At 66.6% G+C, this 23,593-nt stretch carries 21 protein-coding genes; 10 read left to right on the top strand and 11 right to left on the bottom strand.

From position 1 onward, the window contains the following. Positions 1–15: 15 nt before the first annotated feature. From hemB to AZOLI_RS04810, 3 genes are all read right to left on the bottom strand, one after another. Entirely contained in the window at positions 16–1,020 is a 1,005-nt protein-coding gene (gene hemB / locus AZOLI_RS04800; RefSeq protein WP_162487985.1) for a porphobilinogen synthase, read from the bottom strand. A 116-nt stretch (positions 1,021–1,136) separates the two neighbouring features. Further along, entirely contained in the window at positions 1,137–2,045 is a 909-nt protein-coding gene (locus AZOLI_RS04805; protein ID WP_014247460.1) for a metallophosphoesterase family protein, read from the bottom strand. Between the two features lie 19 nt (positions 2,046–2,064). Next, positions 2,065–2,958 carry a diacylglycerol/lipid kinase family protein gene (locus AZOLI_RS04810; protein WP_014247461.1) on the bottom strand — a complete coding sequence of 298 codons (894 nt, stop codon included), beginning with the start codon at positions 2,956–2,958 and terminating at the stop codon, positions 2,065–2,067. A 307-nt stretch (positions 2,959–3,265) separates the two neighbouring features. On the opposite strand from AZOLI_RS04810, the gene AZOLI_RS04815 reads away from it, so the two are divergent. The 7 genes from AZOLI_RS04815 to AZOLI_RS04845 all read left to right on the top strand — a co-directional run bounded on the left by AZOLI_RS04815 (position 3,266) and on the right by AZOLI_RS04845 (position 10,997). Beyond that, positions 3,266–4,327: an enoyl-CoA hydratase/isomerase family protein gene (locus AZOLI_RS04815; protein WP_014247463.1), complete on the top strand. Its 1,062-nt coding sequence runs from the start codon at positions 3,266–3,268 to the stop codon at positions 4,325–4,327. A gap of 252 nt (positions 4,328–4,579) precedes the next feature. Continuing rightward, positions 4,580–5,053, top strand: coding sequence for a MarR family winged helix-turn-helix transcriptional regulator (locus AZOLI_RS04820; RefSeq protein ID WP_012974024.1), 474 nt, complete (start codon positions 4,580–4,582; stop codon positions 5,051–5,053). Between the two features lie 299 nt (positions 5,054–5,352). Beyond that, positions 5,353–6,648, top strand: coding sequence for a cation:proton antiporter (locus AZOLI_RS04825; RefSeq protein WP_014247465.1), 1,296 nt, complete (start codon positions 5,353–5,355; stop codon positions 6,646–6,648). Positions 6,649–6,855: 207 nt separating this feature from the next. Continuing rightward, complete coding sequence (locus AZOLI_RS04830; protein ID WP_014247466.1) at positions 6,856–8,085, top strand: ABC transporter substrate-binding protein; 1,230 nt, start codon at positions 6,856–6,858, stop codon at positions 8,083–8,085. 109 nt (positions 8,086–8,194) lie between these two features. Continuing rightward, positions 8,195–9,082, top strand: a complete 888-nt coding sequence (locus tag AZOLI_RS04835) for a branched-chain amino acid ABC transporter permease (protein WP_044550493.1) — start codon at positions 8,195–8,197, stop codon at positions 9,080–9,082. Between the two features lie 4 nt (positions 9,083–9,086). Continuing rightward, positions 9,087–10,091, top strand: coding sequence for a branched-chain amino acid ABC transporter permease (locus AZOLI_RS04840; protein ID WP_014247468.1), 1,005 nt, complete (start codon positions 9,087–9,089; stop codon positions 10,089–10,091). Positions 10,092–10,334: 243 nt separating this feature from the next. After that, a complete protein-coding gene (locus AZOLI_RS04845; RefSeq protein WP_014247469.1) occupies positions 10,335–10,997 on the top strand; it encodes a phasin family protein in 663 nt (220 codons plus the stop codon). Between the two features lie 117 nt (positions 10,998–11,114). On the opposite strand, the gene AZOLI_RS04850 is transcribed toward AZOLI_RS04845, so the two are convergent. Together AZOLI_RS04850 and AZOLI_RS04855 are read right to left on the bottom strand one after the other, a co-directional pair. Continuing rightward, positions 11,115–11,954 carry a 23S rRNA (adenine(2030)-N(6))-methyltransferase RlmJ gene (locus AZOLI_RS04850; RefSeq protein ID WP_014247470.1) on the bottom strand — a complete coding sequence of 280 codons (840 nt, stop codon included), beginning with the start codon at positions 11,952–11,954 and terminating at the stop codon, positions 11,115–11,117. A 93-nt stretch (positions 11,955–12,047) separates the two neighbouring features. Beyond that, positions 12,048–12,743 carry a transglycosylase SLT domain-containing protein gene (locus tag AZOLI_RS04855; RefSeq protein ID WP_014247471.1) on the bottom strand — a complete coding sequence of 232 codons (696 nt, stop codon included), beginning with the start codon at positions 12,741–12,743 and terminating at the stop codon, positions 12,048–12,050. A gap of 591 nt (positions 12,744–13,334) precedes the next feature. On the opposite strand from AZOLI_RS04855, the gene AZOLI_RS04860 reads away from it, so the two are divergent. Beyond that, complete coding sequence (locus AZOLI_RS04860) at positions 13,335–14,678, top strand: tetratricopeptide repeat protein (protein ID WP_014247473.1); 1,344 nt, start codon at positions 13,335–13,337, stop codon at positions 14,676–14,678. A 30-nt stretch (positions 14,679–14,708) separates the two neighbouring features. Here AZOLI_RS04860 and AZOLI_RS04865 read toward each other — a convergent pair whose 3' ends face one another. The 3 genes from AZOLI_RS04865 to AZOLI_RS04875 form a co-directional block, all read right to left on the bottom strand. Continuing rightward, positions 14,709–15,884 (bottom strand): glycosyltransferase family 4 protein, encoded by a 1,176-nt coding sequence (locus AZOLI_RS04865; RefSeq protein WP_014247474.1) that lies wholly within the window; start codon positions 15,882–15,884, stop codon positions 14,709–14,711. A gap of 129 nt (positions 15,885–16,013) precedes the next feature. Continuing rightward, entirely contained in the window at positions 16,014–17,549 is a 1,536-nt protein-coding gene (locus tag AZOLI_RS04870) for a hypothetical protein (protein ID WP_014247475.1), read from the bottom strand. A gap of 94 nt (positions 17,550–17,643) precedes the next feature. Then, positions 17,644–17,868: an anti-sigma factor family protein gene (locus AZOLI_RS04875; protein ID WP_014247476.1), complete on the bottom strand. Its 225-nt coding sequence runs from the start codon at positions 17,866–17,868 to the stop codon at positions 17,644–17,646. 354 nt (positions 17,869–18,222) lie between these two features. Here AZOLI_RS04875 and AZOLI_RS04880 point away from each other — a divergent pair, with 354 nt between their 5' ends. Then, positions 18,223–19,083 carry an SDR family oxidoreductase gene (locus AZOLI_RS04880; protein WP_014247477.1) on the top strand — a complete coding sequence of 287 codons (861 nt, stop codon included), beginning with the start codon at positions 18,223–18,225 and terminating at the stop codon, positions 19,081–19,083. A 94-nt stretch (positions 19,084–19,177) separates the two neighbouring features. On the opposite strand, the gene AZOLI_RS04885 is transcribed toward AZOLI_RS04880, so the two are convergent. From AZOLI_RS04885 to AZOLI_RS04895, 3 genes are all read right to left on the bottom strand, one after another. After that, entirely contained in the window at positions 19,178–19,651 is a 474-nt protein-coding gene (locus AZOLI_RS04885; RefSeq protein ID WP_014247478.1) for a sigma-70 family RNA polymerase sigma factor, read from the bottom strand. Positions 19,652–19,820: 169 nt separating this feature from the next. Beyond that, positions 19,821–20,054 (bottom strand): hypothetical protein, encoded by a 234-nt coding sequence (locus AZOLI_RS04890; RefSeq protein ID WP_162487987.1) that lies wholly within the window; start codon positions 20,052–20,054, stop codon positions 19,821–19,823. 88 nt (positions 20,055–20,142) lie between these two features. Further along, positions 20,143–20,610 carry a GNAT family N-acetyltransferase gene (locus AZOLI_RS04895; protein WP_197541523.1) on the bottom strand — a complete coding sequence of 156 codons (468 nt, stop codon included), beginning with the start codon at positions 20,608–20,610 and terminating at the stop codon, positions 20,143–20,145. Positions 20,611–20,879: 269 nt separating this feature from the next. Here AZOLI_RS04895 and AZOLI_RS04900 point away from each other — a divergent pair, with 269 nt between their 5' ends. After that, entirely contained in the window at positions 20,880–23,378 is a 2,499-nt protein-coding gene (locus AZOLI_RS04900; RefSeq protein ID WP_014247479.1) for a glycogen/starch/alpha-glucan phosphorylase, read from the top strand. Positions 23,379–23,593: the final 215 nt, after the last annotated feature.

Consider the following 23,593-nt stretch of genomic DNA (forward strand, 5'->3'; position numbering starts at 1 on the left):
ATGGCTCCGAACTGCTCAGCCCTGCCTGAGCAGCTTCGCGGCGTCCACCGCGCCATAGGTCAGGATGGCATCGCAGCCGGCGCGCTTGAAGCCCATCAGGGTCTCCAGCAGGGCCTTGTCGTAGTTCAGCCAGCCATTGGCCGAGGCGGCGCGCAGCATCGCGTATTCGCCCGATACATGATAGGCGAAGGTCGGAACCGCGAACTGGTCCTTCACCCGGCGGATGATGTCGAGATAGGGCAGGCCCGGCTTCACCATCACCATGTCCGCCCCTTCCTGCAGGTCGCAGGCGACCTCGCGCAGGGCCTCGTCGGTGTTGGCCGGGTTCATCTGGTAGGTGGTCTTGTCGCCCTTCAGGAAGCCGCCGGAGTTCACCGCGTCGCGGAAGGGGCCGTAGAAGGCCGACGCGTATTTGGCTGCATAGGAGCAGACGCGGGTCAGCTGATGGCCGTCCCGGTCGAGCGCGTCGCGGATCGCGCCGATGCGGCCGTCCATCATGTCCGACGGGGCGACGATGTCGCAGCCGGCCTCTGCCTGCGACAGGGCCTGGCGGACCAGAACCTCCACCGTCTCATCGTTCTGGATGTAGCCGTCGCGCATGAGGCCGTCATGGCCGTGGCTGGTGTAGGGGTCGAGCGCCACGTCGCCGAGAATCCCGACCTCCGGCGCCGCCGCCTTCACCGCGCGGATGGCGCGGTTCATCAGGTTCTCGGGGTTGTAGGATTCCGCCGCGTCCTCCGACTTGGCATCGGAGCCGACGACCGGGAACAGGGCGATGCAGGGAATGCCGAGCGCGCCGGCGGACGCCACCGCCTCGCACAGCAGGTCGATGGTCAGGCGCTCCACGCCGGGCATGGAGGCTACGGGCTCCCGATGGTTCTCGCCCTCGATCACGAAGACCGGCCAGATCAGGTCGTCGACGGTCAGCGTGTTCTCGGCGACCAGACGGCGGGTCCAGGCATCGGCGCGGTTGCGGCGCAGACGGGTGCGCGGGAAGGCGGCGGGGAGGGAGATCGGCATCGGGAAGACCATGCACTTAGAACGAGTGCGGCGATCCTACGCCTTCCCGCCTAGTGAACTCAAGCCATGGGGGCTGCTGCGGTCCTTTGGGATGGGCCGGCAGCCGTGCGCGCGCCTCATGCCCTGTCCGGTTCAGGCCCTCTTGAAGGGCGGTCGGCCGTTTCCCAGGCGGCGGCGACCGGATCGCCGGCTGCCGGGCGGAATCCGGTGTCCTGGGCCTGCAGGGTCCAGCGATTCCCCTGCTTGCGATACGTTGACACCAGCCCGCCGGTGAAGGCCGCACCCTCCCACGACCGCACTTCGAAGGTCACGGTCGGCTGGTCGACGGTGATCAGATTGTAGGCGTTGGTCTCGTTCCGCAGCCGGGTGGAGGTGGCGGTGGAGGCCTGGGCCACCAGGATCGAGCGGGCGATCTGGGTGTGGAAGCTCATGATGTCGCCGGAATAGGCCTTGTGCAGATGGCCGGCCAACAGCAGGTCGATGCCGCAGCTTTCCAGTGCCGGCAGGGCCATCTTGTGCCGTCCGACCAGCTGGGTCTTCGGCAGGTCCGGCGGCGGCAGGAAGGGATGATGGGTGAACAGCACCTTGAACACGGTGTCGGGCATGCCGCCGAAGACCTCGCGGACCCGCGCGATCTGCCGCCTGTTCATCCGCCCTTCGGAAAAATCCATGATGACCGGGCGGGCGGTGTTGATGCCCAGCACCGCGATTTCGTCGTCGATGTGCAGCGGGCTGAAATCGCTGGTGATGTAGCGCCGGTAATGGCCGAACGGGTCGGTGAAGCGCTTGAACACATTGTAAACCGGAATGTCATGATTCCCCGGAACGGCCATGTAGGGAAAGGGTAATTTCTCCAGGAAGGCTCTCGCTTCCTCGAAGTGGCGTGCTTTTGCCCGCTGCACGAAATCGCCGGAGATGACGATCAGGTCGGGAGCCTGGGCCGTCAGGTCGGCCAGCAGACCGTCGACCACATGCGGGTCGATTCGCCCGAAATGCAGGTCGGAAATGTGAGCGAGCCGTTTCACGCCATCTTCATCCTTTTTCTCAGCCGGGCGCCAGAACCCTCAGGGCTCCCGGGCGAATCCGGTAGTGAAGCGGCGCGTGCAGCTTCCGGATCTCGCCGTCGTTGACCATCTTCACGCGATGGCGGCGGCTGTGGACCGTCAGGCTGGTGACCGCATAGGTATCGAGCGCCTCGTCCTGCTTCCAGGATCCGGCGACCAGCCGTCCCATCAACCGGAGCATGGCGAAGGCGTTCCGTTCGCGGGCGACATAGACCCCCAATTTTCCGGCATCCAGCGATTGCCGCGTCAGGACCAGACCGAAACCGTCGTCGTAGATATTGTTGGAGACGACCAGGATCGGGGTGCGCATCCGTTTCGGCCCTTCGCCCCAGTCCAGGCGCACATCCAGCAGCGGCAGCTTGTACAGCGTCTTTGCCAGGGCCAGCGCGGCGCCCGGCCATTTCAGCAGCCGGTGCAGCTTGCGCTGGCGTTCCCGCTCCTGCACCACCTGGGGATAGAAGCCGAGGATGGAGCTGTTGGTGTAGGGCTCGCCATTCACCTCGGCGACGTCGATGACGCGGACCCGGCCGGCGGCCAGGGCCTCTGCCGCGGCCTCGAGTTCAAGTGGGATATGAAGATCACGCGCCAAGAGGTTGAGAGTGCCCAGCGGAATCACCCCCAAGGGCTTTTCTGTGGGCAGCGCCAGCTTCACCGCGCTGTGCAGCGTGCCGTCGCCGCCGCCGACCACCACCATCTCGGCGTCCGACTCCAGCACCCGCTGGATCGTCTCCGTGCATTGGGCACCGTCGACGGTGTGCAGGTCCACCTCGGCGCCACGCCGCTCGAAGGCGGCACGGATCGCCTGCCTGGCGCCGTCCAAGGGGCGGTCGACCAGGGAGCCGGCCTGCTGGTTCAGAATGATACCGACCTTCATGGCTGACCGGCCGGGTTGTGAAGCGGCATTGCGTCGAACCTTCTGTGGATCTGCGTCTCGTGGCTGTGTCGATCAGATGAGAGCGTGAGCGCAACGGTCCAAGGGGGGCGAAGTTCCTTAAACGGTCTTGCGGCGGCTTTTGCGAACATCCGGCACCGTATGGCCGATTTGACAGGGGCGCAGGCTCCCGTATCATCTGCGGCGGCCACAAGCTTTGCCCGATGTATCAGGGGATGCATCAGGGGAGGACGGAGCGGGTGGCCCGCCGCCGCCCGATTTCCAACGATAATCGAGAAAATACAAGACGATGAGCGACGCTGCTGAGATTCTGTTCGAACGTCGGGGCGCCATCGGCCTCGTCACGCTCAACCGGCCTAAGGCCCTGAACGCCCTGACGCTGGGCATGATCAGGCTGTTCGATCCGCAGCTGCGGGCCTGGAACGCCGACCCGGAGGTCAAGGCCGTCGTGATCCGCGGCGCGGGCGAAAAGGCCTTCTGTGCCGGCGGCGATGTCGTCAGCCTGTACGAGGCCGGCAAGGCCGCGAAGGAGGGGCGCGGCGACACGACGCCGGTCCGCGCCTTCTTCAGCGAGGAATATGTGCTGAACCGGTTGATCAAGCGGCTGACGAAGCCATATGTCGCGCTGATCGACGGCATTTCCATGGGCGGCGGCGTCGGCCTGTCGGTTCACGGCAGCCACCGCATCGTCACCGAACGCACCCTGTTCGCGATGCCGGAGACGGGCATCGGCCTCTATCCCGATGTCGGCGGCACCTATTTCCTGCCGCGGCTGCCGGGGCAGGTCGGCATCTGGCTGGGCCTGACCGGCGACCGGCTGAAGGCGGCCGACATGCTGGCCATCGGCGCCGCCGACGCCTTCGTGCCGAGCGGCAAGATCGACGCGCTGGTCGACGATCTGGCGGCCGGCGTTCCGGCGGACGAGGCGGTGGCGGCCCATCGCGGCGAAGCCGGCGAGGTGTCGGTGACCGCGATCCGCGCCGCCGTCGACCGCTGCTACGGCTTCGACAGCGTCGAGGCGATCGTCAAGGCGCTGGAGGCCGAGGGGACCGAATGGGCGGCCGGGCAGCTCGCCACGCTGCGCCGCGTCTCGCCGACCAGCCTGAAGGTGACGCTGGCCGCCCTGCGTCGTGGGGCGAAGCTGGACTTCGAGGCGTGCATGGTGCAGGAGCTCCGTCTCAGCCTCGCCTGCCTTGCCGGGGATGACTTCTACGAAGGCATCCGCGCCGTCCTGGTCGACAAGGACAAGAACCCGAAATGGAAGCCGGCCGCCCTGGCAGACGTCGGGCCTTCCGATGTGGAGCGTCATTTCGCCGAGCCTGCGGGCGGCGATCTGGTGTTCCGCGACTGACCGGAAAGGGCGAAAGGAGCGGCCCCGGTGCGGTCTCAGGGGCCATTCCGTTCCGGTTATGCCGGGGTGTCCACCCGGTCGAAAGCAACCGGATGGGAGCGCCCGGCGAAAGGGGCCTGTACAGACGGGTTGTGCCGGACTTTTTCCGGAATTATTAGGATGATTGCCGACGAATGATCGGTTAATCTCGCCTTAAGGTCCCGGTATCGTCCTTGCGCGGGGAACGGCCGGTTTGAGCCAAAGGAGACCGCGGTGCGCAAACCCTATTACGAGAGCATTCTGTTGATCGAGCGGCTTCACCGCCATTTTCTCGAAGTGCTCAAGACCGAGCTCGACCGGCTTGGGATTCAGGACATCAACAACGTTCAGAGCCTGATCCTCTATAACATCGGTGAAGACGAGATGACGGTCGGCGAACTGACCGCGCGCGGCTATTACCTGGGTTCCAACGTCTCCTACAATGTCAAGAAGATGGTCGAGAACGGCTATCTCGGACAGGAGCGCTCTCCGCACGACCGCCGGTCAGTCCGTGTCCGCCTGTCGGAAAAGGGCCTCGACCTGCGCGAAAAGATCAGCGTCATGTTCGAACGTCATCTGGCCGCTCTGGAAAAGGCCGGTTTCAGCGACGAGGAATTGACCAAGGCGAACGAGACCCTGCGCAAGCTGGAACGCTTCTGGTCGGCCTCGCTCGACTACAGCGGCTTTCCGATGACGTCCGCGGCCTGAAACAGGCCGGGTATTCCGATGGCCCCCGCGGTTCCGGCTCCCGCGGGCGGCATCCAGGCACGCCTCCCATCCCTTTGCGCCCCTTTCCGTCGGTCCGGGCGCTTCCTGTCGAAGACCGGCGGGGCGGGGCAGGGAAGCAAAGCCGAACGAGCCGGTATCTTCGCAGTCTTTCCGCAGTGTTCCATTTTTGTCGCTGAACCCATCCGCGCCTTTGCGCGTTGACGGGATCGGGCTCCTGCGCGCCTTGGGCGTCGTCCCGACGGCCGGCGGCGTCGGGGCATGACTGGAACAGGCGGCGCATGTCCTACATCGTTCTCATGGTTGGACTCGGTTTCCTGATCCTGCTGGTGGCCTGGCTGCCGATGGTGCTGAAGGAACTGCCGCTGTCGCTGCCGATCATCTGCGTCGCGCTGGGAGTCGCGGTGTTCAGCCTTCTGCGGCTGGACAACCCGGAGCCGCTGGCCTTTCCGGAGGCGACGGAGAAGCTGACGGAACTGATCGTCATCATCTCGCTGATGGGCGCAGGGCTGAAGCTGGACCGCCGCATCGGCTGGCGGCGCTGGATCATCACATGGCGGCTGCTGGCCATCACCATGCCGCTGTCGATCCTGATGATCGCGCTGATCGGCTGGTACTGGCTGGATTTCCCGCTGGCGGCATCGATCCTGCTGGCAGCGGCGCTGGCGCCCACCGATCCGGTCCTCGCCTCGGACATCCAGGTCGGTCCGCCCCAATCGGGGGAGGAGGACGAGATCCGCTTCAGCCTGACGTCGGAGGCCGGGTTGAACGACGGCCTTGCCTTCCCCTTCGTCCATCTTGCCATCGGTGTCGCCCTGCTGAACGGCAACCCGCCTTGGGAGATGCTGAAGCACTGGGCTCTGCTGGACGTCGTTTGGCGGTTGGCCGCCGGGGTCGGCATCGGCTGGCTGGTCGGGCGGTTTCTCGGCTATGTCACCTTCAGGGTGCCGAATCGGGCCAACCTGTCGCGGACGGGCGACGGCTTCGTGTCGGTCGGGATCACGCTGATCGCCTATGGGGTGACCGAACTGGCCAGCGGCTACGGCTTCGTCGCCGTGTTCGTCGCCGCCGTGGCTCTCCGCGATGCCGAGAGGGACAACGAGTATCACGAGCGGCTGCATGATTTCGTCGAACAGACCGAGCGGCTGATGATGATGCTGATGCTGGTCCTGTTCGGCGGCACGCTGGCCCATGGGCTGATCGATGCGCTGTCCTGGAGTGCGGTCGGTGCCGCGGTGGTGATCCTGTTCCTGGTGCGGCCGGTGGCGGGGGTGGCCGGGCTGGCCGGCGTGCCGATGCCGCTGGGGGAGAAGCTGGCCATCGGCTTTTTCGGCATCCGCGGCATGGGCAGCATCTATTACGTCGCCTACGCCCTCAATGCGGCCGAATTCGACGTGTCGAACGCATTGTGGGCGGTCACCGGGCTGATCGTGCTGCTCTCGATTCTCGTCCATGGCACGACGGTGACGCCGATCATGCGCCGGATCGACCGCCGCCGGCAGGGGCCCGACCCGGCGGCGGCGGTCGCCATACACCCCCGAATGGAAAAAGCGGGTGTTTCGCCCGACCCTCGATGAAATTTGTTTGCGAAACTGAAAATCCGCTTCGCTTACAACGCGATGCCCCTGCATAGTGGCTGTGAAGCAGCGGCGCGGATGGCCTGACGGGTCCGGCAAACCGGAAAGATCGGCCGGCGCGACCGCGCGGGGAGACCGCCTGACGAACCGGTCCGGCAGGTCGACCGAAACCATGCGCAGCGCAACGCTGAGGGGAGGAATTCACGCATGATCGCACGTCTTTTGACCGGTGCCGCCCTGGCCGCCCTGACGATCGGTGTCCTGTCCACGGGACCGGCCAGTGCCCAGCAGGGCAAGCTGACCGGCGACATGGTCAAGATCGGTGTGCTGAACGACCGCTCCGGCCTTTATGCCGATCTCGGCGGCGAGGGGTCGGCGGTCGCCGCGCGCATGGCGGCGGAGGAGTTCGGCAACAAGATCCTTGGCAAGCCGATCCAGATCGTCACCGCCGACCACCAGAACAAGCCCGACATCGGCTCCAACCTCGCCCGCCAGTGGATCGACCAGGACGGGGTCGACGTGATCGTCGACGTGCCGAACTCCGGCGTGGCGCTGGCGGTTCAGGAGGTGACCAGGGAAAAGAAGAAGATCTTCCTGATGGAAGGCCCGGCGACGTCGCGCCTGACCGGCGATGCCTGTTCCCCCACTGGCTTCCATTGGGCCTACGACACCCGCGCGCTGGCGGTCGGCACCGGTCAGGCCATCGTGAAGGAGGGCGGCGACAGCTGGTTCTTCATCACCGCCGACTACGCCTTCGGCCACCAGCTGGAGGCGGATACCTCGGCCGAGGTGAAGAAGGCCGGCGGCAAGGTGACCGGGTCGGTGAAGGCGCCGCTGAACACCGCCGACTTCTCCTCCTTCCTGCTGCAGGCCCAGGCGTCGGGCGCCAAGATCGTCGGGCTTGCCAATGCCGGCGGCGATACCATCACCTCGATCAAGCAGGCGTCGGAATTCGGCCTGACGCAGAGCGGACAACAGAAGCTGGCCGGTCTGCTGATCTTCCTGTCCGACGTGCATGCGCTGGGGCTGCCGGTCGCCCAGGATCTGGTGCTGACCACGGGTTTCTACTGGGACCGTGACGACGAGACCCGGGCCTGGTCCAAGAAGTTCTTCGACCGCCACGGCAAGATGCCGACCATGGTGCAGGCCGGCAGCTATTCCGCCGTGCGCCACTATCTGAAGGCCATCGAGGCCGCCGGCACCGACGACGGACCGACCGTGGCCGCCAAGATGAAGGAGACGCCGGTCAACGACATGTTCGCCAAGAACGGCACCATCCTGCCCAACGGGCGCATGGTCCACGACATGTATCTGGCGCGGGTGAAGAAGCCGTCGGAATCGAAGGGTCCGTGGGACTATTACCAGATCCTGCGCACCATCCCCGGCAAGGAGGCCTTCGCCAGCTTCGAAGAGAGCGGCTGCAAGCTGCCCAAGTAAAGGCATGACCTGAGTAAGACCGTGATGTGATCGGGCGGCATCCCCGCCGCCGCATCGGCCGTCGGGCCGGCGCGGCAGCGGGGTGCCGCAGGGGAGAGCGACGCTTATGATGGGGACGATTTTCGGCATTCCGCCCCAGGCGCTGTTCGGGCAGCTGCTGCTGGGGCTGATCAACGGGTCGTTTTACGCGCTGCTCAGCCTTGGGCTGGCGGTGATCTTCGGCATGCTGAACGTCATCAACTTCGCCCACGGTGCGCTGTACATGATGGGCGCCTTCGTGTCCTGGCTGCTGCTGACCAAGCTCGGCATCGGCTATTGGTGGGCGCTGCTGCTGGCGCCGCTGATCGTCGGGATGTTCGGGGTGGTGTTGGAAAAGACGCTGCTGTCGCGGCTGTACAAGCTGGACCACCTCTATGGCCTGCTGCTGACCTTCGGCCTCGCGCTGATCGTGGAGGGGGCCTTTCGCCACCAGTATGGCGTCTCCGGCCAGCCCTATCCCATTCCCGACGCGCTGAAGGGCGGCCAGAATCTGGGCTTCATGTTCCTGCCCAATTATCGCGGCTGGGTCGTGGTGGCATCGCTGATCGTCTGCCTCAGCACCTGGATCGCCATCGAAAAGACCAAGCTGGGCGCCTATCTGCGCGCGGCGACCGAGAATCCGGTCCTGGTCCAGGCCTTCGGCATCAATGTGCCGCGCATGGTGACGCTGACCTATGCCTTCGGCGTCGCGCTGGCCGGACTGGCCGGCGTGCTGGCGGCGCCTATCTACCAGGTATCGCCGCTGATGGGATCCAACCTGATCATCGTGGTGTTCGCAGTGGTGGTGATCGGCGGCATGGGGTCGATCCTGGGGGCGGTGCTGACCGGCTATGGCCTGGGCCTGCTGGAAGGGCTGACCAAGGTGTTCTACCCGGAAGCCTCCAACATCGTGGTCTTCGTTATCATGGCGGTGGTGCTGATGATCAAGCCCGCGGGCCTGTTCGGACGGGAAAGGTGAGCGTATGAGCCTCCATTCGCAAAGCGGCGGCCGGACGTCCGCCAAGGCTCCCCGTGCCGTCGCACAGGTGTCGGTCCCCGGCAAGGGCCTGACGCTGGGGAGAATCGGTGCGCTGGCGGTGCTCGCCGGCCTGCTGGCGGCCCCCTTCCTGCTCTATCCCGTCTTCCTGATGAAGGTGCTGTGCTTCGCGCTGTTCGCCTGCGCCTTCAACCTGCTGATCGGCTTCGGCGGCCTGCTCAGCTTCGGTCATGCCGCCTTCTTCGGCAGTGCCGCCTATGTCACCGCCCATGCGGTCAAGGTCTGGGGGCTGCCGCCGGAGCTCGGCATTCTGCTGGGCGCCGCGGCCTCGGCCTTTCTGGGGCTGGTGTTCGGCGGCATCGCCATCCGGCGACAGGGCATCTATTTCGCCATGATCACGCTGGCGCTGTCGCAGATGGTGTTCTTCCTGGCGCTGCAGCTTCCCTTCACCCATGGCGAGGACGGCATCCAGGGCGTGCCCCGCGGCACCCTGTTCGGGATCTTCGACCTGAACAACCCGATGGCGATGTACTACACCGTGCTGGCCGTGTTCCTGATCGGCTTCGCCATCATCTGGCGCACGGTCCATTCGCCCTTCGGCCAGGTGCTGAAGGCGATCCGCGAGAACGAGCCGCGGGCGGTGTCGCTCGGCTATCGCACCGACCGCTACAAGCTGGTCGCCTTCGTGCTGTCGGCGACCCTGGCCGGGCTGGCCGGCGGGACCAAGGCCATCGTCTTCCAGCTCGCCAGCCTGACCGACGTGACATGGCAGATGTCGGGCGAGGTGGTGCTGATGACGCTGCTGGGCGGCATGGGCACGCTGTCCGGCCCCGTGATCGGTGCGGCGCTGGTGGTGACGCTGGAAAACTATCTCGCCGCCACCAGCCTGCCGGTGCCGGTGGTGATCGGCTGCATCTTCGTCGTCTGCGTCCTGGTCTTCCGCCGGGGCATCGCCGGCGAAATCCAGGCGAGACTCGGGAAAAAGCACTGATTCGACAATGATGATCGAGGAAGGATACTGGATGATTTAAGAACCGTTTCGAAAGAAAGACGATACGGTTTCGAGGTGTCGAGTACCTCGAAAGAAAGGGTCGTGATTATTATTTTGCGTCCTGGAACGTTCTGCTTTTCGGGTGTTATACAACTCAACGCGTGCGGCGGTGCAGCAAAATGACCGACGCGGGCTTTGGGAAGTGGCGTCCACCCGGACGAACGTATTCGAGGAGCATCCCGCATGGCCACGGACAAAGACATCACGACCACCACGCGTGACACCGCCAACCGTGCGAAGGGCACGGTGGACGAGATGACCCGCGTTGGGGAAACCACCACCCGCCGCGCAGCCGAGGCCGCCCGCTCGATGGGCGAGGAGGCGGCCGAGACCGGCCGGCAGACCGCCGATGCCGGCGCGGAAGCCGGGCAGAAGGCGATGGGCGCCGGTGCCGACATGACCCGCCGCACCGCCGACACCGCCCGTACGGTGATGGGGACGGCCAGCGACGTCGCCGGCCGCACGTCGGAGCAGTTGCAGCGCGCTCTCGGCCTGTCCAAGGAAGCCCAGGGCGAGGTCGCCAGCCAGACGCGCGAGACCATGGACGTCATGGTGCAGTGCGGCGGCGTGCTGGCCGATGGCTGGCAGAATGCCTGGCGCGAATGGATGGGGCTGGCCCAGGACGTCGCCAGCCGCAATGCCGAGGGCATGAACGCGCTGATGCGCAGCCGGACCGTCCCGGATTTCTACGCGGCGCAGAGCCGGATGCTGAAGGACAACATGCAGCTGGTGCTGAGCCGCAGCGTCAAGATTTCCGAGCTGTCGGCGAACACCGCCAGCACCGCCATCGGCAAGCTGAACGCCCGCCTGGAAGGCGCCGCCCAGCAGTCCGAGCGCCGCTTCTGAGCATTCAGCCATCCAAGAGGAACGGTCTCCATCCTGACCTGAACCCCGGCCCGCAAGGACCGGGGTTTTTTCTGCGCCGGATGCCTCTATTGCGACGCCTCCGGCGTCTCTCGACTATCACGCCTCCGGCGTGAGCCAACTCACCGACGCGCCGCCGCCGGTGGAGGGCAGGGTGTCGTGCAGGGCCGGCAGCATGCTCCTCAGCGTCTCGTCCAGCTTCCAGGGTGGATTGACGATCAGCAGGCCGGAGCCGTTCAGGCGCAGGTGGGTGTCCTCGGGGTGCCAGGTCAGCTCGGCAATCAGCACCTTGGGAATGCCGGTCTTCTCCACCGCGTCCTGGAACCGCCAGACCGCTGCCCGTTCCTTGATCGGATACCACAGGGCGAAGATGCCGGTGGACCAGCGGCGATGCGCCAGCGCCAGCCCTTCGGCCATGCGGGCGAACTCGTCCGGCTGCTCGAAGGGCGGATCGATCAGGACGAGTCCGCGCTTTTCCTTGGGCGGCAGATGGGCCTTCAGCGCGGTGTAGGCGTCCGACTGGTGGACGGACACCGCGCGGTCGCCGGTGAACTCCGCCTTCAGGCTGTGGGCGTCGTCGGGATGCAGTTCCACCAGGACCATGCGGTCCTGCGGGCGCAGGGCGGCGCGGGCGATGCGGGGAGAGCCGGGATACCAGCGCAGGGAACCATCCGGGTTCAACGCCTGCACCGCATCCAGATAAGGGGTCAGTCCCGGGTGGGGTGCCGGTCGTCCCCACAGGCGGCCGATGCCGTCGTCGCTTTCCGCGGTCTTGCGGGCCTGCTCGGAGGTCAGGTCGTAGCGGCCGATGCCGGCATGGGTGTCGAGCACGCAGAAGGGCGCCGGCTTGGCGCGCAGATGATCCAGGATCAGCGCCAGGACGGCGTGCTTCATCACGTCGGCCGGGTTGCCGGCGTGGAAGATGTGGCGATAGTTCATGCGCCGGGGTTTACCCGATCACGCCGCTTCGCGCCAGCGGTCATGCCGGCACCATTGTCGATGCGAGGATCGAACGCGCGATTCTGACGCGGATCAGTTGATCGAGGCGACCTGCTGGGCGTTGCGGAAGCTGCGGCGGGTGCCGGGGGCAACGCTGACGGGATCGGTGTCTTCGCAACGGGAGGAGGCGAGCAGCTTGGCGCTCCGCTCATCCAGTTCCGACAGGCTCTGCCAAATCTTGCAGACATAGGCCTGGGCGCGGCGGCCCGAACCGCCGTTGTAGCGGGCAAGAGCGGTCTTCCAGTTGCCTTCCTCGCCATGGAAACGGACCAGAAGCTGGCCGGCGTAGAAGACGTTGTCGCGCGGCTCCACGATCTTTTCCACCGGCTGGAATTCACCGCGGTGCGAGGCGACCGACAGCTGCATGCAGCCGACATAGGTGTTGGAGCGAAGTTGCCCGCGATGGTCGCGAAGGTGCCGGGCGGCGTCGTTGACGTTGCGGGCGTAATAGGGACGGCCCTGCACGCTCATCGCGAAGGGATGCGGCGCACCGTCCTGTCCGCTTTCGACCAGCGCGATGGCCACCAGCATGCCCGACGGAATGCCGAGCTTCTGTTCGGCCTCCACCGCGTGGGTGACGCAGCTTTCCTTGGCGAGCGACGGGGTCGCGGTCTGGGCCTGGGCGGGGATTGCCATCGTCAGCGCCACCAGGGGAGCCGTCAGCAGTCCCGCAGCCAGTGCGAAGCGCCCACCCGCTGTGGCGCATACGCGCTGATTTCGTCCCCGCATCCCAAACCTCCTTCTGCTGTCGCCCCGTGTTCTACGGCGGCTGTTTGACCCCCCGCGCGGGGCCGTTGTTCCGGTCACCGAGTCGCTTACGGCGACCGCCTCCTACCCAGATGTTCGACGCCTCCCAATCGGGCGCCGCGGCCACACTTCCAAAAATTTGATCCATCGTCAACCGCCTTGGGCCCTGGTAATACCACAGCTTTCCTCCGTCGGATGTCACGCAGGGGGCCGGGGCCGACGGCCCAGGCCCTTCGGATTCCGGCATAAGCCTTTGAATCGCCACATTTGCCGGCAAATTCGGAAGGGGTGTCCCCAAGGGCTGACTCCGTCTTCCGTACAGGAGACAAAAAAGGGGCTACTGCGACCGCGTGTCGCCGGAATCACACGTCCAGATGATTTTCGCGACCCCCTTGCGCGGCGCAGCATGTTGGGGCAGTAAACTGCGCCGCCTTGTTTCCCTGGACTCGGGGTTGGCCTGGTTCCAGGTTGCCGCCATAGGCCGAGCGCCGGTGGGTCGCGGCAGGCGGATACCGAGCCTCACCGACCGGGGCATCCGGTCGTGCTGGCCCGACATCAAAGGAAACCTTCCCCTTGTCCGCGGATCCGTCCTTCGGCGGAGCGTCGCCCGCTCCCGATCTCGATCAACTGTTCCGCCTCGGTTACGACCGGCTCTATGCCGGGGATTTCACCGGAGCCGTCCGTGGATTCCAGTTGGCCGCCGTCGGCGATCCGGCGAACGGCGAAGCCTGGGCGGCGCTGGCCGACGCCTGCGGCGGGGCGGGGCTGATGGAACGGACGGCGGCCTGCTATCGGCACGCCGCGATGCTGGACCCCACCAATTGGACATGGCGGCTGATGCTGGCCGACGCCCTGCGGCAGTGCGGCGAAACCGATGCTGCACATGCTATATATAGTGTGCTGGCAGGCGAACGGAGCGATTCGGCGGCGGTGCGACTCGGGCTTGCCCATTGCCTGTCGGCGCGGCGCCGGCATGACGAGGCGCTGGAGGAGTTCCGGGAGGCCGTGGCCCTGCGCCCGAACGACCGCGACGCCGTGCTGGCTCTGGCCGAGGCGCTGACTGTGGCGGGCGATGCGCTGGCGGCGGTGGAACTGCTGCAGCCGCTCGGCCGGCGCCATGAGGACGATGCGACGGTCCATCATGCGCTGGGCCGCTGCTGGCTGGCACTGCGCGAACCGGCGAAGGCGCTGTCCGCGCTCCGCCATGCGCGCGATGCCGCCGAGGGGGACGAGGCCGCGCCGATCGAGCGGCTGATCGCGGCGCTGGAGGCCGGGGAGGGCGCCGACCTGTCGGCGGCCTATGTCCGCGCCCTGTTCGACCGCTATGCCGACCGCTTCGACCAGGATCTCGTCGGCAAGCTCGGCTATGCGGCGCCGGACCTGCTGCGGGCGGCGGTGGACCGGGTAATGCCGGGGGCGGCGGGCCTGCGGATCCTCGATCTCGGCTGCGGCACCGGGCTGGCGGGCGTCACCTTCAAACCGCTGGCAGCGCATCTGGCCGGCGTCGACCTGTCGCCGCGTATGGTGGAAAAGGCCCGCCAGCGAGGGCTTTACGACGAACTCGGTGTCGGCGACGTCGTGGAGGCGATGGAGCGTGCGCCCGGCGGCTGGGACCTGCTGGTCGCTGCCGACGTGCTGGTCTATATCGGCGACCTCGCCCCGGTCTTCGCCGCGGCGGCCCGCGCCCTGCCCACGGGTGGCCGTTTCGCCGCCACGGTGGAGCGCTTGGCGGACGGGTCGGCAGAGGAGTTCTGCCTCGGTGCAACCCGCCGCTACGCCCATGCCGAAGCTTATGTCCGCCGCAGCGCGGAGGAGGCCGGCTTCGCCGTGCGGCTGATGGAACCCTGCGCGCCGCGGCGGGAAAAGGGCGTGCCGGTCGCCGGGTTGCTGTTCGTGGTGGAACGCGCCATCCGGTGATGGGATGGCGCCGATAATGGGATAGCGCCGTCAGGCGCCGCAGGCTTCGACGAAGGACTTGGCGAAGTGCGTCCAGGTCCGTTCGCCCCGGATGAAGGCGAGGGCGCGGTCGGCGCGGCGCTTCGCCTCCTCCCGGTCGGCATGGATCGCCTCCAGATGGGCGACCAGCTCGTTGACCGAGGACTCCTTCCAGCCCTTTCGGCCGCTCTTGTGGAACAGCTGGGTCTGCTTCGTCAGCGGCCAGCAGCGTGGCTCCCCGGCCGGGCCGATCAGGTCGAGATGGCCGGTGTTGGCCGACAGCACCACCGGCACGCCGCAGCCCATCGCCTCCATGGCGACGAGGTTGGTCGCCCCCTCGCACCGGTTGGGGAAGACCGCGGCATGGCAATCCGCCATGATGGCCGCGATGTCGCCCCGGCCGACGAGGCCGAGGTCGATCACCGACCCGGCGGGGAGGCCGTAGCGGGCGGCCCACTCCACCACCTGCAGCCGCCCGTCCGGTCCGATGTTCGGCGGGATGCCGGTCAACTGCGAGTCGGCGATGGTGAAAGCGACCTCCGGCCAGGGGCTTTGCCAGGCGGTGACGAGCAGCGCCTCCGGATGGCGCTGCTGAAAGGCGCGGAAAGCCATCAGCACGATGTCCTGCCCCTTGCGGTATTCCAGCTTCCCGCCTGAAAACACCACGAACCGGTCGCCGAAGCGCCCGGACGGCGGCAGCGGCCGCATCTCCGTCGGGTCTACGCCCTGGAAGGCGAGACCGACCTCGGTGAAGCCCTGCTCCAGCAGGAGGTCGCGGTTGTAGCTGGAATGCACCACGATGCGGTCGAAGGCGCGGGCACGCGCCAGCGCCTCGGCATCGAAATTGGTGTCTTCGAAGGCGATGACGCCGATGTTGCGGTGTCCACGGAACCGGCGGGAAGGCTCTCCAGCCACGAATCCGTTGCCCAGCGCATGCAGGATGTCGGCGTCCGGGATGACGACGACGGTGTCGGCGTAGGGGGCGGCGACCTCCATATAGCGGCGATGCTCGTCCTCCAGCACCTGAAGAGCCGCCCTGTTCTCCAGCCGCAGGCTGTCCATCATGGGCGCGTCGAGCAGAAGGGGGCGCATGCCCTGTGATTCGAGGTACAGCGCTGTATGGACGCCGACCAGCCCCCATCCATGAATCTCGGACAGCGGCCAGGTCAGGGCGAAACGGCGGGTCATGGCGGCCTGCGACAAAAGGGGTGGGAGCGGCAGCCTAGACGCGCAGAAGCATGGGTTGCAACCGGATGTGCACGCAAGGCTTGGAGGTCTCGCGGTATCCGGCCCGTCCGGTTGCGGTGTCCTGCGGCGCTAGATGGCCTGGACGTACCGGCCGGCGTCTGCCGGCAGGCGCCATCGGGCATGGAGTTGCCCCTTGCCATCGAAGCTGCAGGCGATCCATCCCGGACCGTGCAGCAGGCGCCGGCCACCGTCCGCGAAGGGCGGCATCTCGAACCTGTGGGCGGGCAGGGGGTGATCCGGCCGGGTCGCCAGCGGCTCGGCCAGCCGCATATGCCAGCCCGGCCGCGCGGCGGCAGTGGGAGAGGCGGCGAAGCGTGGGGAATAGAGCTGCCACATCTCCAGCCCGCCGCCGCGCAGCACCCCCCGGCCGGCGGCGCCCGACAGGCCGCGCGAGGCGACGGTGATGCGGCAGCCGGTCCGCCGTGAAAAGTCGGCGAAGGTGCGGAGCATGCGTTCCCACTCGGCATGGCGACCCGGCGCGGTCCAGCGATCGCCCGCCCCCCGTCCCAGCCGGCGCCGCAGGGAAGCCGGCAGCATTGCCCCCAGCCGGTCGAGCGCAGCGGCGGGGAGCAGCAGCGGAGCACCACTGACCAGGATCAGGTGACGGCAACCGGCGAAGTGGTCGAGCCAGTCCGGCAGCAGGCTCCAGTCGCGCTCCGACAGGATGCGGCGGGCATTGCGGTCGGTCCACAGGTCGAGCGCCAGCAACCCGGCCTCTCCCATGACGAAGCCTTGTGCCAGGGTTCCGCAGGCGGCCCCCCACAGGCAGTCCGGCGGAGATTCGGCGACGGAACCGGTTTGGAACAGTTGGGCCTGCCGGCGCGTCGCCGCCAGCAACGGGCGCAGGCTGCGCGACGCGGCATCGCCGTCCTCCCGGCCAGCCCAGGCGCCGGCCAGCAGCCGGCCGAGGTCGGACCCGTCCCACATCATCACCGACGGAATCGAGGCCAGCACGGCTGCCGCCGCGGCACCGCTCCAGCCCTGCAGCATCCGGTCGAACCCGGCGGACATCAGCTCCTCCGCCACGCCGGGAAGGGGCGGACCCAGCCGGCGGGAGGCGTCGCCCAGCAGAGAGGCCGCCTGCGGGGCGGCGGCCACCACGGCATCGCCATCGACCTGCCCGCCGGCCTGGATCAGCAGGTGATAGCGGTCGCTGGTATGCCCGGCGAGAAGATCGGGCCAGAGTGCGCGGGGCGGCGCGGCGGACGACGCGGTGGACGGCGGCGGCGCCCCACCATCCGAAGCTTCGGCGCCGTTCTTCGCGCCGGTCATTCCGCTTCCGTACAGAATGGCCATGCGTGGGAATGAATGACGGCCCGGAACGACCACTGTCCATCTGGGGCCGTCGGGGAAGCCATAGGCGACATCGGTGTCGCGCATGCCGCGGGGAACGGCGAAGTCGAAGCGCCAGACATGGCGGCGGCGCCAGACCGTCAGGTGGCGCGGGGGAACCGGCAGGGTGACGCCGTCCACCCGCAGGTCGTCGGGTTCGACCTCCCCGTCCAGAACGAACAGCGCCGACAGCCACCATCGGTCGCGCTGCTCACCACGGAAATACAGGATGGGGCCGAGCAGGATGCTCGGCTCCGCTCGTCTGCGCGCCATGCCTCATCCGTCCGAACCGGCTCCCCCGGGAGGGGGGCGTCACCGCATCCCATAGCGCATGGCGGCGCGGGACGGAGAGGAAAATCGCGAGGGCTCAGCCTTTCCGCTTGCGCAGCAGCTCCAACATGCGGGGCGGGACCTGCTCGCTCAGGACCGGATCGTACAGGCGATGAAGTTCCTCCACATGCTGGCGATGCTGGGCGAGCAGCGCCTTTGCGTCGGGATCGCTCTCGACCACGCTTTCGAATGCCGCGCGCTCCCGTTCGTCGAGGGCGCCGTCCAGATAGGCGTTGATATCGGTCATCGTCACACGCTTCATCTCTGTCGTTCCCGGATGGGTCGCCGGGGTTTCTCCCCTGGGACACGATCAACCGTGACACGTCCGGTGGCTCCGCCGTTTCCGGAAAGATCGGCCGAAAGGACGCCTGCCCCGATCTTATGGGCATGATCCTCGGCCATACCAGTCCGACAAACGGCGCAATCACTGCTCCCTTTCGAGGCGAGCAATCCGGCATCGCCATCCTCTTTCGCGTCGCCCGGCCAAGTAACAGGACGGTATCGCTGATTGTTCCAGCCGGCGACGGGGCGGAACGCGACGCAATCGGGGCTGTTGTGATTGTGCAACGCATCCCGTCCATGCCCCGTCGGGGGTACAGCGAAAGGAGAAACGCCCGTGGCTCAGCAGGAGAGCAGGCAGCCGCCCCAGCACCAGGACAGCCGGCCCGGCCATCAGGCGCCGATGGATCCTCAACCATCCGAAACCCGGCCCGGCTATCGCGGCAGCGGCAAGCTGCGCGACAAGGTGGCGCTGATCACCGGCGGCGACAGCGGCATCGGCCGCGCCATCGCCGTGCTGTACGCCCGCGAAGGCGCCAAGGTCGGCATCCTGTACCTGAACGAGGATGAGGACGCCCGCGAGACCCGCCGGCTGGTCGAGGCGGAGGGCCAGCCCTGCACCATCCTGAGCGGCGACGTCGGCCAGGAGGAAACCTGCCGCAAGGCGGTGGAAAGCATGATCGGCGAGCATGGGCGCATCGACATCCTGATCAACAACGCGGCCGAGCAGCACCCGCAGACGTCGATCGAGGACATCACCGCCGAACAGCTGGAGCGGACCTTCCGCACCAACATCTTCGGCCAGTTCTTCATGGTGAAGGCCGCCCTGCCGCATATGAACGAGGGCGCCTGCATCGTCAACACCACCTCGGTCACCGCCTACAAGGGCAGTCCGGAACTGCTGGACTATTCGGCGACCAAGGGCGCCATCGTCGCCTTCACCCGGTCGCTGTCGATGGCGCTGGCCGACCGCGGCATCCGCGTCAACGCGGTCGCCCCCGGCCCGATCTGGACCCCGCTGATCCCCTCGACCTTCGACGAGGAGAAGGTGGAGAGCTTCGGCGGCAACGTCCCCATGAAGCGGGCCGGCCAACCCGACGAGGTGGCGCCGTGCTTCGTCTTCCTGGCGTCGGACGATTCTTCTTATATGTCGGGCCAGGTCCTGCACCCGAATGGCGGAACGGTGGTGAACGGCTGACGCCCGGCCGTCCCTGTGGTGCCCACGAAAAAATGCCCGCTGCGTCCGTAAGGCGCAGTGGGCGCTTTTCTTCGATGGTGTGTCCCCTCCGGGATCAGGCGGCCATCAGGTTGTTCAGCCGTTCCCGCGCGCGGCACAGGCGGGAGCGGATGGTGCCGATGGAAACGTTCAGCGTTTCCGCGGCCTCCTGATAGGGCCGGCCTTCGATGGCGACCAGTTTGACCACCTTGCGCTGGCTGGGGGTGAGGGTGGAGAAGGCACGGTCGACGTCGCGGAAGACCAGACGCGACATCTGCGCCGCATCGACGGACATGGCGCCGTCCCACAGCTCCACCTTCGTCACATGGCGGTCGCGCTGCAGGTTGTTGAAATGCAGGTTCTTCAGCATGGTGGTCAACCATGCCTGCATATTCGTGCCGGGTTCGAAACGATGCTGCCGCGACAGGGCTCGGGCCAGGCAGTCCTGCAGCAGGTCCTCTGCGGCGTTGGCGTCGCGGGTCAGTTTGCAGGCATAGCGCTGCAGGTTCGGCATGCAGCGGATCAGTTCGTTTTCGAACGAGTACGCCATGGTCATTCTTCCTCCACGGTCTGTTCGTCCCGGCCGGCCGGTTGGGCGGCGGTGCCCTTCTATCGGCGGCGGGGCGCAAAGCAGGGACGGCGTTTGGTGTTCCGGCGCGCGAGCGGGGCGCGGCCGGTTCGAAAGGCTGAGGATCGAAGCTGTTTAAAGTCTTGCGGCGTCAGGCGGCCCGGGGGGATGCCATCTGCCGGCCCGTCATTGCAGTCTGGCCGGCAATCTCTTGGACAAACCCCGGGGCGATCCCTGCGGCAATCCCCGCGGGATGTCGCGGAACGATCCGGTCGGCGGTGGCGTCATTGAGGCGGTCCCGTTGTTGCCCGTCGTTGATCGTGTCGGGAGCTAAACGCGCCATCCGCCGCGGATGTTCCACCGCCGGATTCGGAAAGAGTGACATCGGGGGCAGATCGCGGAGATTTCGGTCGCGGCCCCGCTTGCCGGGTTTACCACCATCGAACGCGCCGTATGGTGCCGGACCGCAACAGTCAGCTTGTGGCCGGCGAAAGCGCCGCGAGCGGCTTTTCCAGGCGCAGTGCCGCCATGTCGTCCTCGTAATAGGCGGGATAGACGGCGAAGCGCCGGTAACCGGCGGCGGTGTAGAGAGCGATGGCCACAGCGTTGTCCGCCCGGACCTCCAACCGTATCCCGGCACAGCCATGGGCCGCCGCGGCATCCTCCAGCGCCGATAGCAGGCGGCGGGCGATTCCACGGCCGCGGCTGTCCGATTCCACGGCGAAGGAGGTGAGGCGGGCAAAGGGCGTTCCGGCGTGGAAGCCCAGCACGCCATAGGCCACCGGCCGGTTCCCGATGTCCGATGGGCAGTCGCCGGACCTGTCGCCCGCTTGGCGCTCGGCCACAAGGACCACACCTTTTGCTTTCAGGATCGCATAGCGGAAGTTGCGCCGTGTCATCCGGTCGGTCGCGAAGCTCTGCTCCTCGATTGCCAGCAGCACGGAAATGTCGGCCGCTGTGGCACGGCGGATGACGATGCATGCTGCATCGCAGTGGACAGGATCGATTTCGTGACGCATCGTTGACGGGAAAAAGGGGAGGGGAAGGGGATACTACTCCCTTTTACCACAGTGAAACGACGGTATGGTCCGCGTGGGGAAAGCTTTGTTTAACCAACAGCGCCGACACTCCACCCCATGTTGGCCCTCTGTTGGAGCGCTGTCCTTCCAGCCGCCTGCTCCCATTGGCCTTTCAAGCAGAAAGTCAGGACATGGACGCTCGGTTTAAATCTCGCGACATCGAACGCCGCAGCCTGGATGTCGACGGCCTGAAACGGTCGTTCCTGGAATGGCTTGTCTATTCGGTCGGCAAGGATGCCCGCGCCGCCACCCGCCGCGACTGGTTCCACAGCGTGGCTCTGGCCGTGCGCGACCGCGTCGTCGACCGCTGGATGGACACGACGCGCAGCTACTACCAGGAAGACGCCAAGCGCGTTTATTACCTGTCCCTGGAATTCCTGATCGGGCGGCTGCTGACCAACAGCCTGTCGAACCTGGGCATCATGGACGAATGCCGTCAGGCGCTCGACCGCCTCGGCCTGTCGATGGACGACGTGGTCGACGCCGAGCCGGACGCCGCGCTCGGCAACGGCGGCCTCGGCCGTCTGGCCGCCTGCTTCCTCGACAGCATGGCCTCGCAGGGGCTGCCCGGCTACGGCTATGGCATCCGCTACGAGTTCGGCTTGTTCGAACAGCGCTTCGAGAACGGCTGGCAGGTCGAGTATCCGGAACAGTGGCTGCAGTTCGGCAACCCGTGGGAATTCGCCCGGCCGGAGGTGCTGTATCCGGTCCAGTTCTATGGCCGTGTCGAGGAGTTCCGCGACAGCGTGGGCGAGCGCGCCTATCGCTGGGTCGATGCCGACCGCGTTCTGGCGATGGCCTATGACACGCCGGTCGTCGGTTATGGCGGCGAGACGATCAACACGCTGCGCCTGTGGTCGGCCCGCGCCACCCGCGACTTCAACTTCGGCCACTTCAACGACGGCGCCTATATGAAGGCGGTCGAGCAGAAGATCCTGTCGGAGAACCTCAGCCGCGTCCTCTACCCCAACGACGCGACGGAGACCGGCAAGGAGCTGCGGCTGAAGCAGGAGTACTTCTTCACCTCCGCCTCGCTGCAGGACATCCTGCGCCGCTATCTGCAGCATCATTCCAGCTTCGAGAACCTGCCCAACAAGGCGGCGATCCAGCTGAACGACACCCATCCGGCCATCGGCATCGCCGAACTGATGCGTCTGCTGGTCGACCAGCATGCGCTGCGCTGGGACGATGCGTGGGACATCACCCGTGCCACCTTCGCCTACACCAACCACACCCTGCTGCCCGAGGCGCTGGAAGCCTGGCCGGTGCGGATGATCGAGCGGGTGCTGCCGCGCCACATGCAGATCATCTATGAGATCAACGCCAAGTTCCTGAACCGCACCAAGGCGCGGGCGGACGGCGACAATGCCAGGCTGTCGCGCCTGTCGCTGATCGACGAGCGCGGCGAGCGCCGCGTGCGCATGGGCAATCTCGCCTTCCTCGGCTCGCACAAGGTCAACGGCGTGTCGGCCCTGCACACCGAGCTGATGAAGCAGACGGTGTTCGCCGATTTCCACCAGGAATTCCCGGACCGCATCAACAACAAGACCAACGGCATCACCCCGCGCCGCTGGCTGAAGCAGGCCAATCCGGCCCTGTCGGAGCTGATCACCACCCGAATCGGCGAGGGCTGGAACTCCGACCTGTCGCAGATCGCGGCGCTACGCGAGAAAGCCGACGACGTGGTGTTCCGCGAGGAGTTCCGCCGGGCCAAGCGCAAGAACAAGAAGCGCCTCGCCGCCTACATCGCCCGTCAGACCGGCGAGGAGGTGCTGGTCGACAGCATCTTCGACGTCCAGGTCAAGCGCATGCACGAGTACAAGCGCCAGCTGCTGAACGTGCTGCACACCATCGCGCTGTACAACGAGATGCGCGACAACCCGACGGTCAGCTGGGTCCCGGTGACCAAGGTGTTCGCCGGCAAGGCGGCGCCCTCCTACCACATGGCCAAGCTGATCATCAAACTGATCAACGACGTAGCCAAGGTGGTGAACCACGATCCGTCGGTGCACGACAACCTGAAGGTCGTGCTGCTGCCGAACTACAACGTCACCGCCGCCGAGATCATCATCCCGGCCGCCGACCTGTCGGAGCAGATCTCCACCGCCGGCATGGAGGCGTCGGGCACCGGCAACATGAAGCTGGCGCTGAACGGTGCGCTGACCATCGGCACGCTGGACGGCGCCAATGTCGAAATCCGCGAGCATGTGGGTGCGGACAACATCTTCATCTTCGGCATGACCGCCGACGAGGTGAACGACCTGCGCGCCAGCGGCGGCTTCAACCCGCGCGAGGTGATCGCGTCTAACCCCAGCCTGAAGCGGGCGCTCGACATGATCTCCACCGGCGCCTTCTCGCCGGACGACCGCAACCGCTACCACCCCATCGTCCAGGCGCTGACCGACGGCGGCGACCATTTCCTGGTGACGGCGGACTTCGCCGACTATTGCCGGGCGCAGGACGCGGCGATGCAGCTGTACCGCGATTCGGAGGAATGGACCCGCAAGGCGATCCTGAACACCGCCAACATGGGCTGGTTCTCGTCCGACCGTACGGTCAACGAGTACGCCCAGGAGATCTGGGACGTACACCCGGTGAAGCCAAGCCATGACGGCGAGGGGTTCCGGTAAGAGCTTTGCCCCCTCCCTAACCCTCCCCCTCTTCGAGGGAGAGGGAACTCCGCCACTCCCGCGCCCAACTCCCTCTCCCGCGAAGCGGGGGAGGGTCGGGGAGGGGGCAAGCGGCGCTGTGGCAACCCCTCAGCCGGCGCTTTACAAGCCCCCTCCATTGGGCTATGACAACCAGCATGAACCGCAAGGCCATCACCACCACTACGACCAAAAAA

This window comes from Azospirillum lipoferum 4B, from assembly GCF_000283655.1.
Taxonomy (GTDB): domain Bacteria; phylum Pseudomonadota; class Alphaproteobacteria; order Azospirillales; family Azospirillaceae; genus Azospirillum; species Azospirillum lipoferum_C.

What these genes read in the sequence shown, in the direction of transcription:
- hemB (WP_162487985.1), bottom strand. Translation starts at nt 1,020, where the DNA reads ATGCCGATCTCCCTCCCCGCCGCCTTCCCGCGCACCCGTCTGCGCCGC.
- AZOLI_RS04810 (WP_014247461.1), bottom strand. Translation starts at nt 2,958, where the DNA reads ATGAAGGTCGGTATCATTCTGAACCAGCAGGCCGGCTCCCTGGTCGAC.
- AZOLI_RS04815 (WP_014247463.1), top strand. Translation starts at nt 3,266, where the DNA reads ATGAGCGACGCTGCTGAGATTCTGTTCGAACGTCGGGGCGCCATCGGC.
- AZOLI_RS04825 (WP_014247465.1), top strand. Translation starts at nt 5,353, where the DNA reads ATGTCCTACATCGTTCTCATGGTTGGACTCGGTTTCCTGATCCTGCTG.
- AZOLI_RS04830 (WP_014247466.1), top strand. Translation starts at nt 6,856, where the DNA reads ATGATCGCACGTCTTTTGACCGGTGCCGCCCTGGCCGCCCTGACGATC.
- AZOLI_RS04835 (WP_044550493.1), top strand. Translation starts at nt 8,195, where the DNA reads ATGGGGACGATTTTCGGCATTCCGCCCCAGGCGCTGTTCGGGCAGCTG.
- AZOLI_RS04840 (WP_014247468.1), top strand. Translation starts at nt 9,087, where the DNA reads ATGAGCCTCCATTCGCAAAGCGGCGGCCGGACGTCCGCCAAGGCTCCC.
- AZOLI_RS04845 (WP_014247469.1), top strand. Translation starts at nt 10,335, where the DNA reads ATGGCCACGGACAAAGACATCACGACCACCACGCGTGACACCGCCAAC.
- AZOLI_RS04850 (WP_014247470.1), bottom strand. Translation starts at nt 11,954, where the DNA reads ATGAACTATCGCCACATCTTCCACGCCGGCAACCCGGCCGACGTGATG.
- AZOLI_RS04855 (WP_014247471.1), bottom strand. Translation starts at nt 12,743, where the DNA reads ATGCGGGGACGAAATCAGCGCGTATGCGCCACAGCGGGTGGGCGCTTC.
- AZOLI_RS04865 (WP_014247474.1), bottom strand. Translation starts at nt 15,884, where the DNA reads ATGACCCGCCGTTTCGCCCTGACCTGGCCGCTGTCCGAGATTCATGGA.
- AZOLI_RS04870 (WP_014247475.1), bottom strand. Translation starts at nt 17,549, where the DNA reads ATGGCGCGCAGACGAGCGGAGCCGAGCATCCTGCTCGGCCCCATCCTG.
- AZOLI_RS04875 (WP_014247476.1), bottom strand. Translation starts at nt 17,868, where the DNA reads ATGAAGCGTGTGACGATGACCGATATCAACGCCTATCTGGACGGCGCC.
- AZOLI_RS04885 (WP_014247478.1), bottom strand. Translation starts at nt 19,651, where the DNA reads ATGGCGTACTCGTTCGAAAACGAACTGATCCGCTGCATGCCGAACCTG.
- AZOLI_RS04890 (WP_162487987.1), bottom strand. Translation starts at nt 20,054, where the DNA reads ATGTCACTCTTTCCGAATCCGGCGGTGGAACATCCGCGGCGGATGGCG.
- AZOLI_RS04900 (WP_014247479.1), top strand. Translation starts at nt 20,880, where the DNA reads ATGGACGCTCGGTTTAAATCTCGCGACATCGAACGCCGCAGCCTGGAT.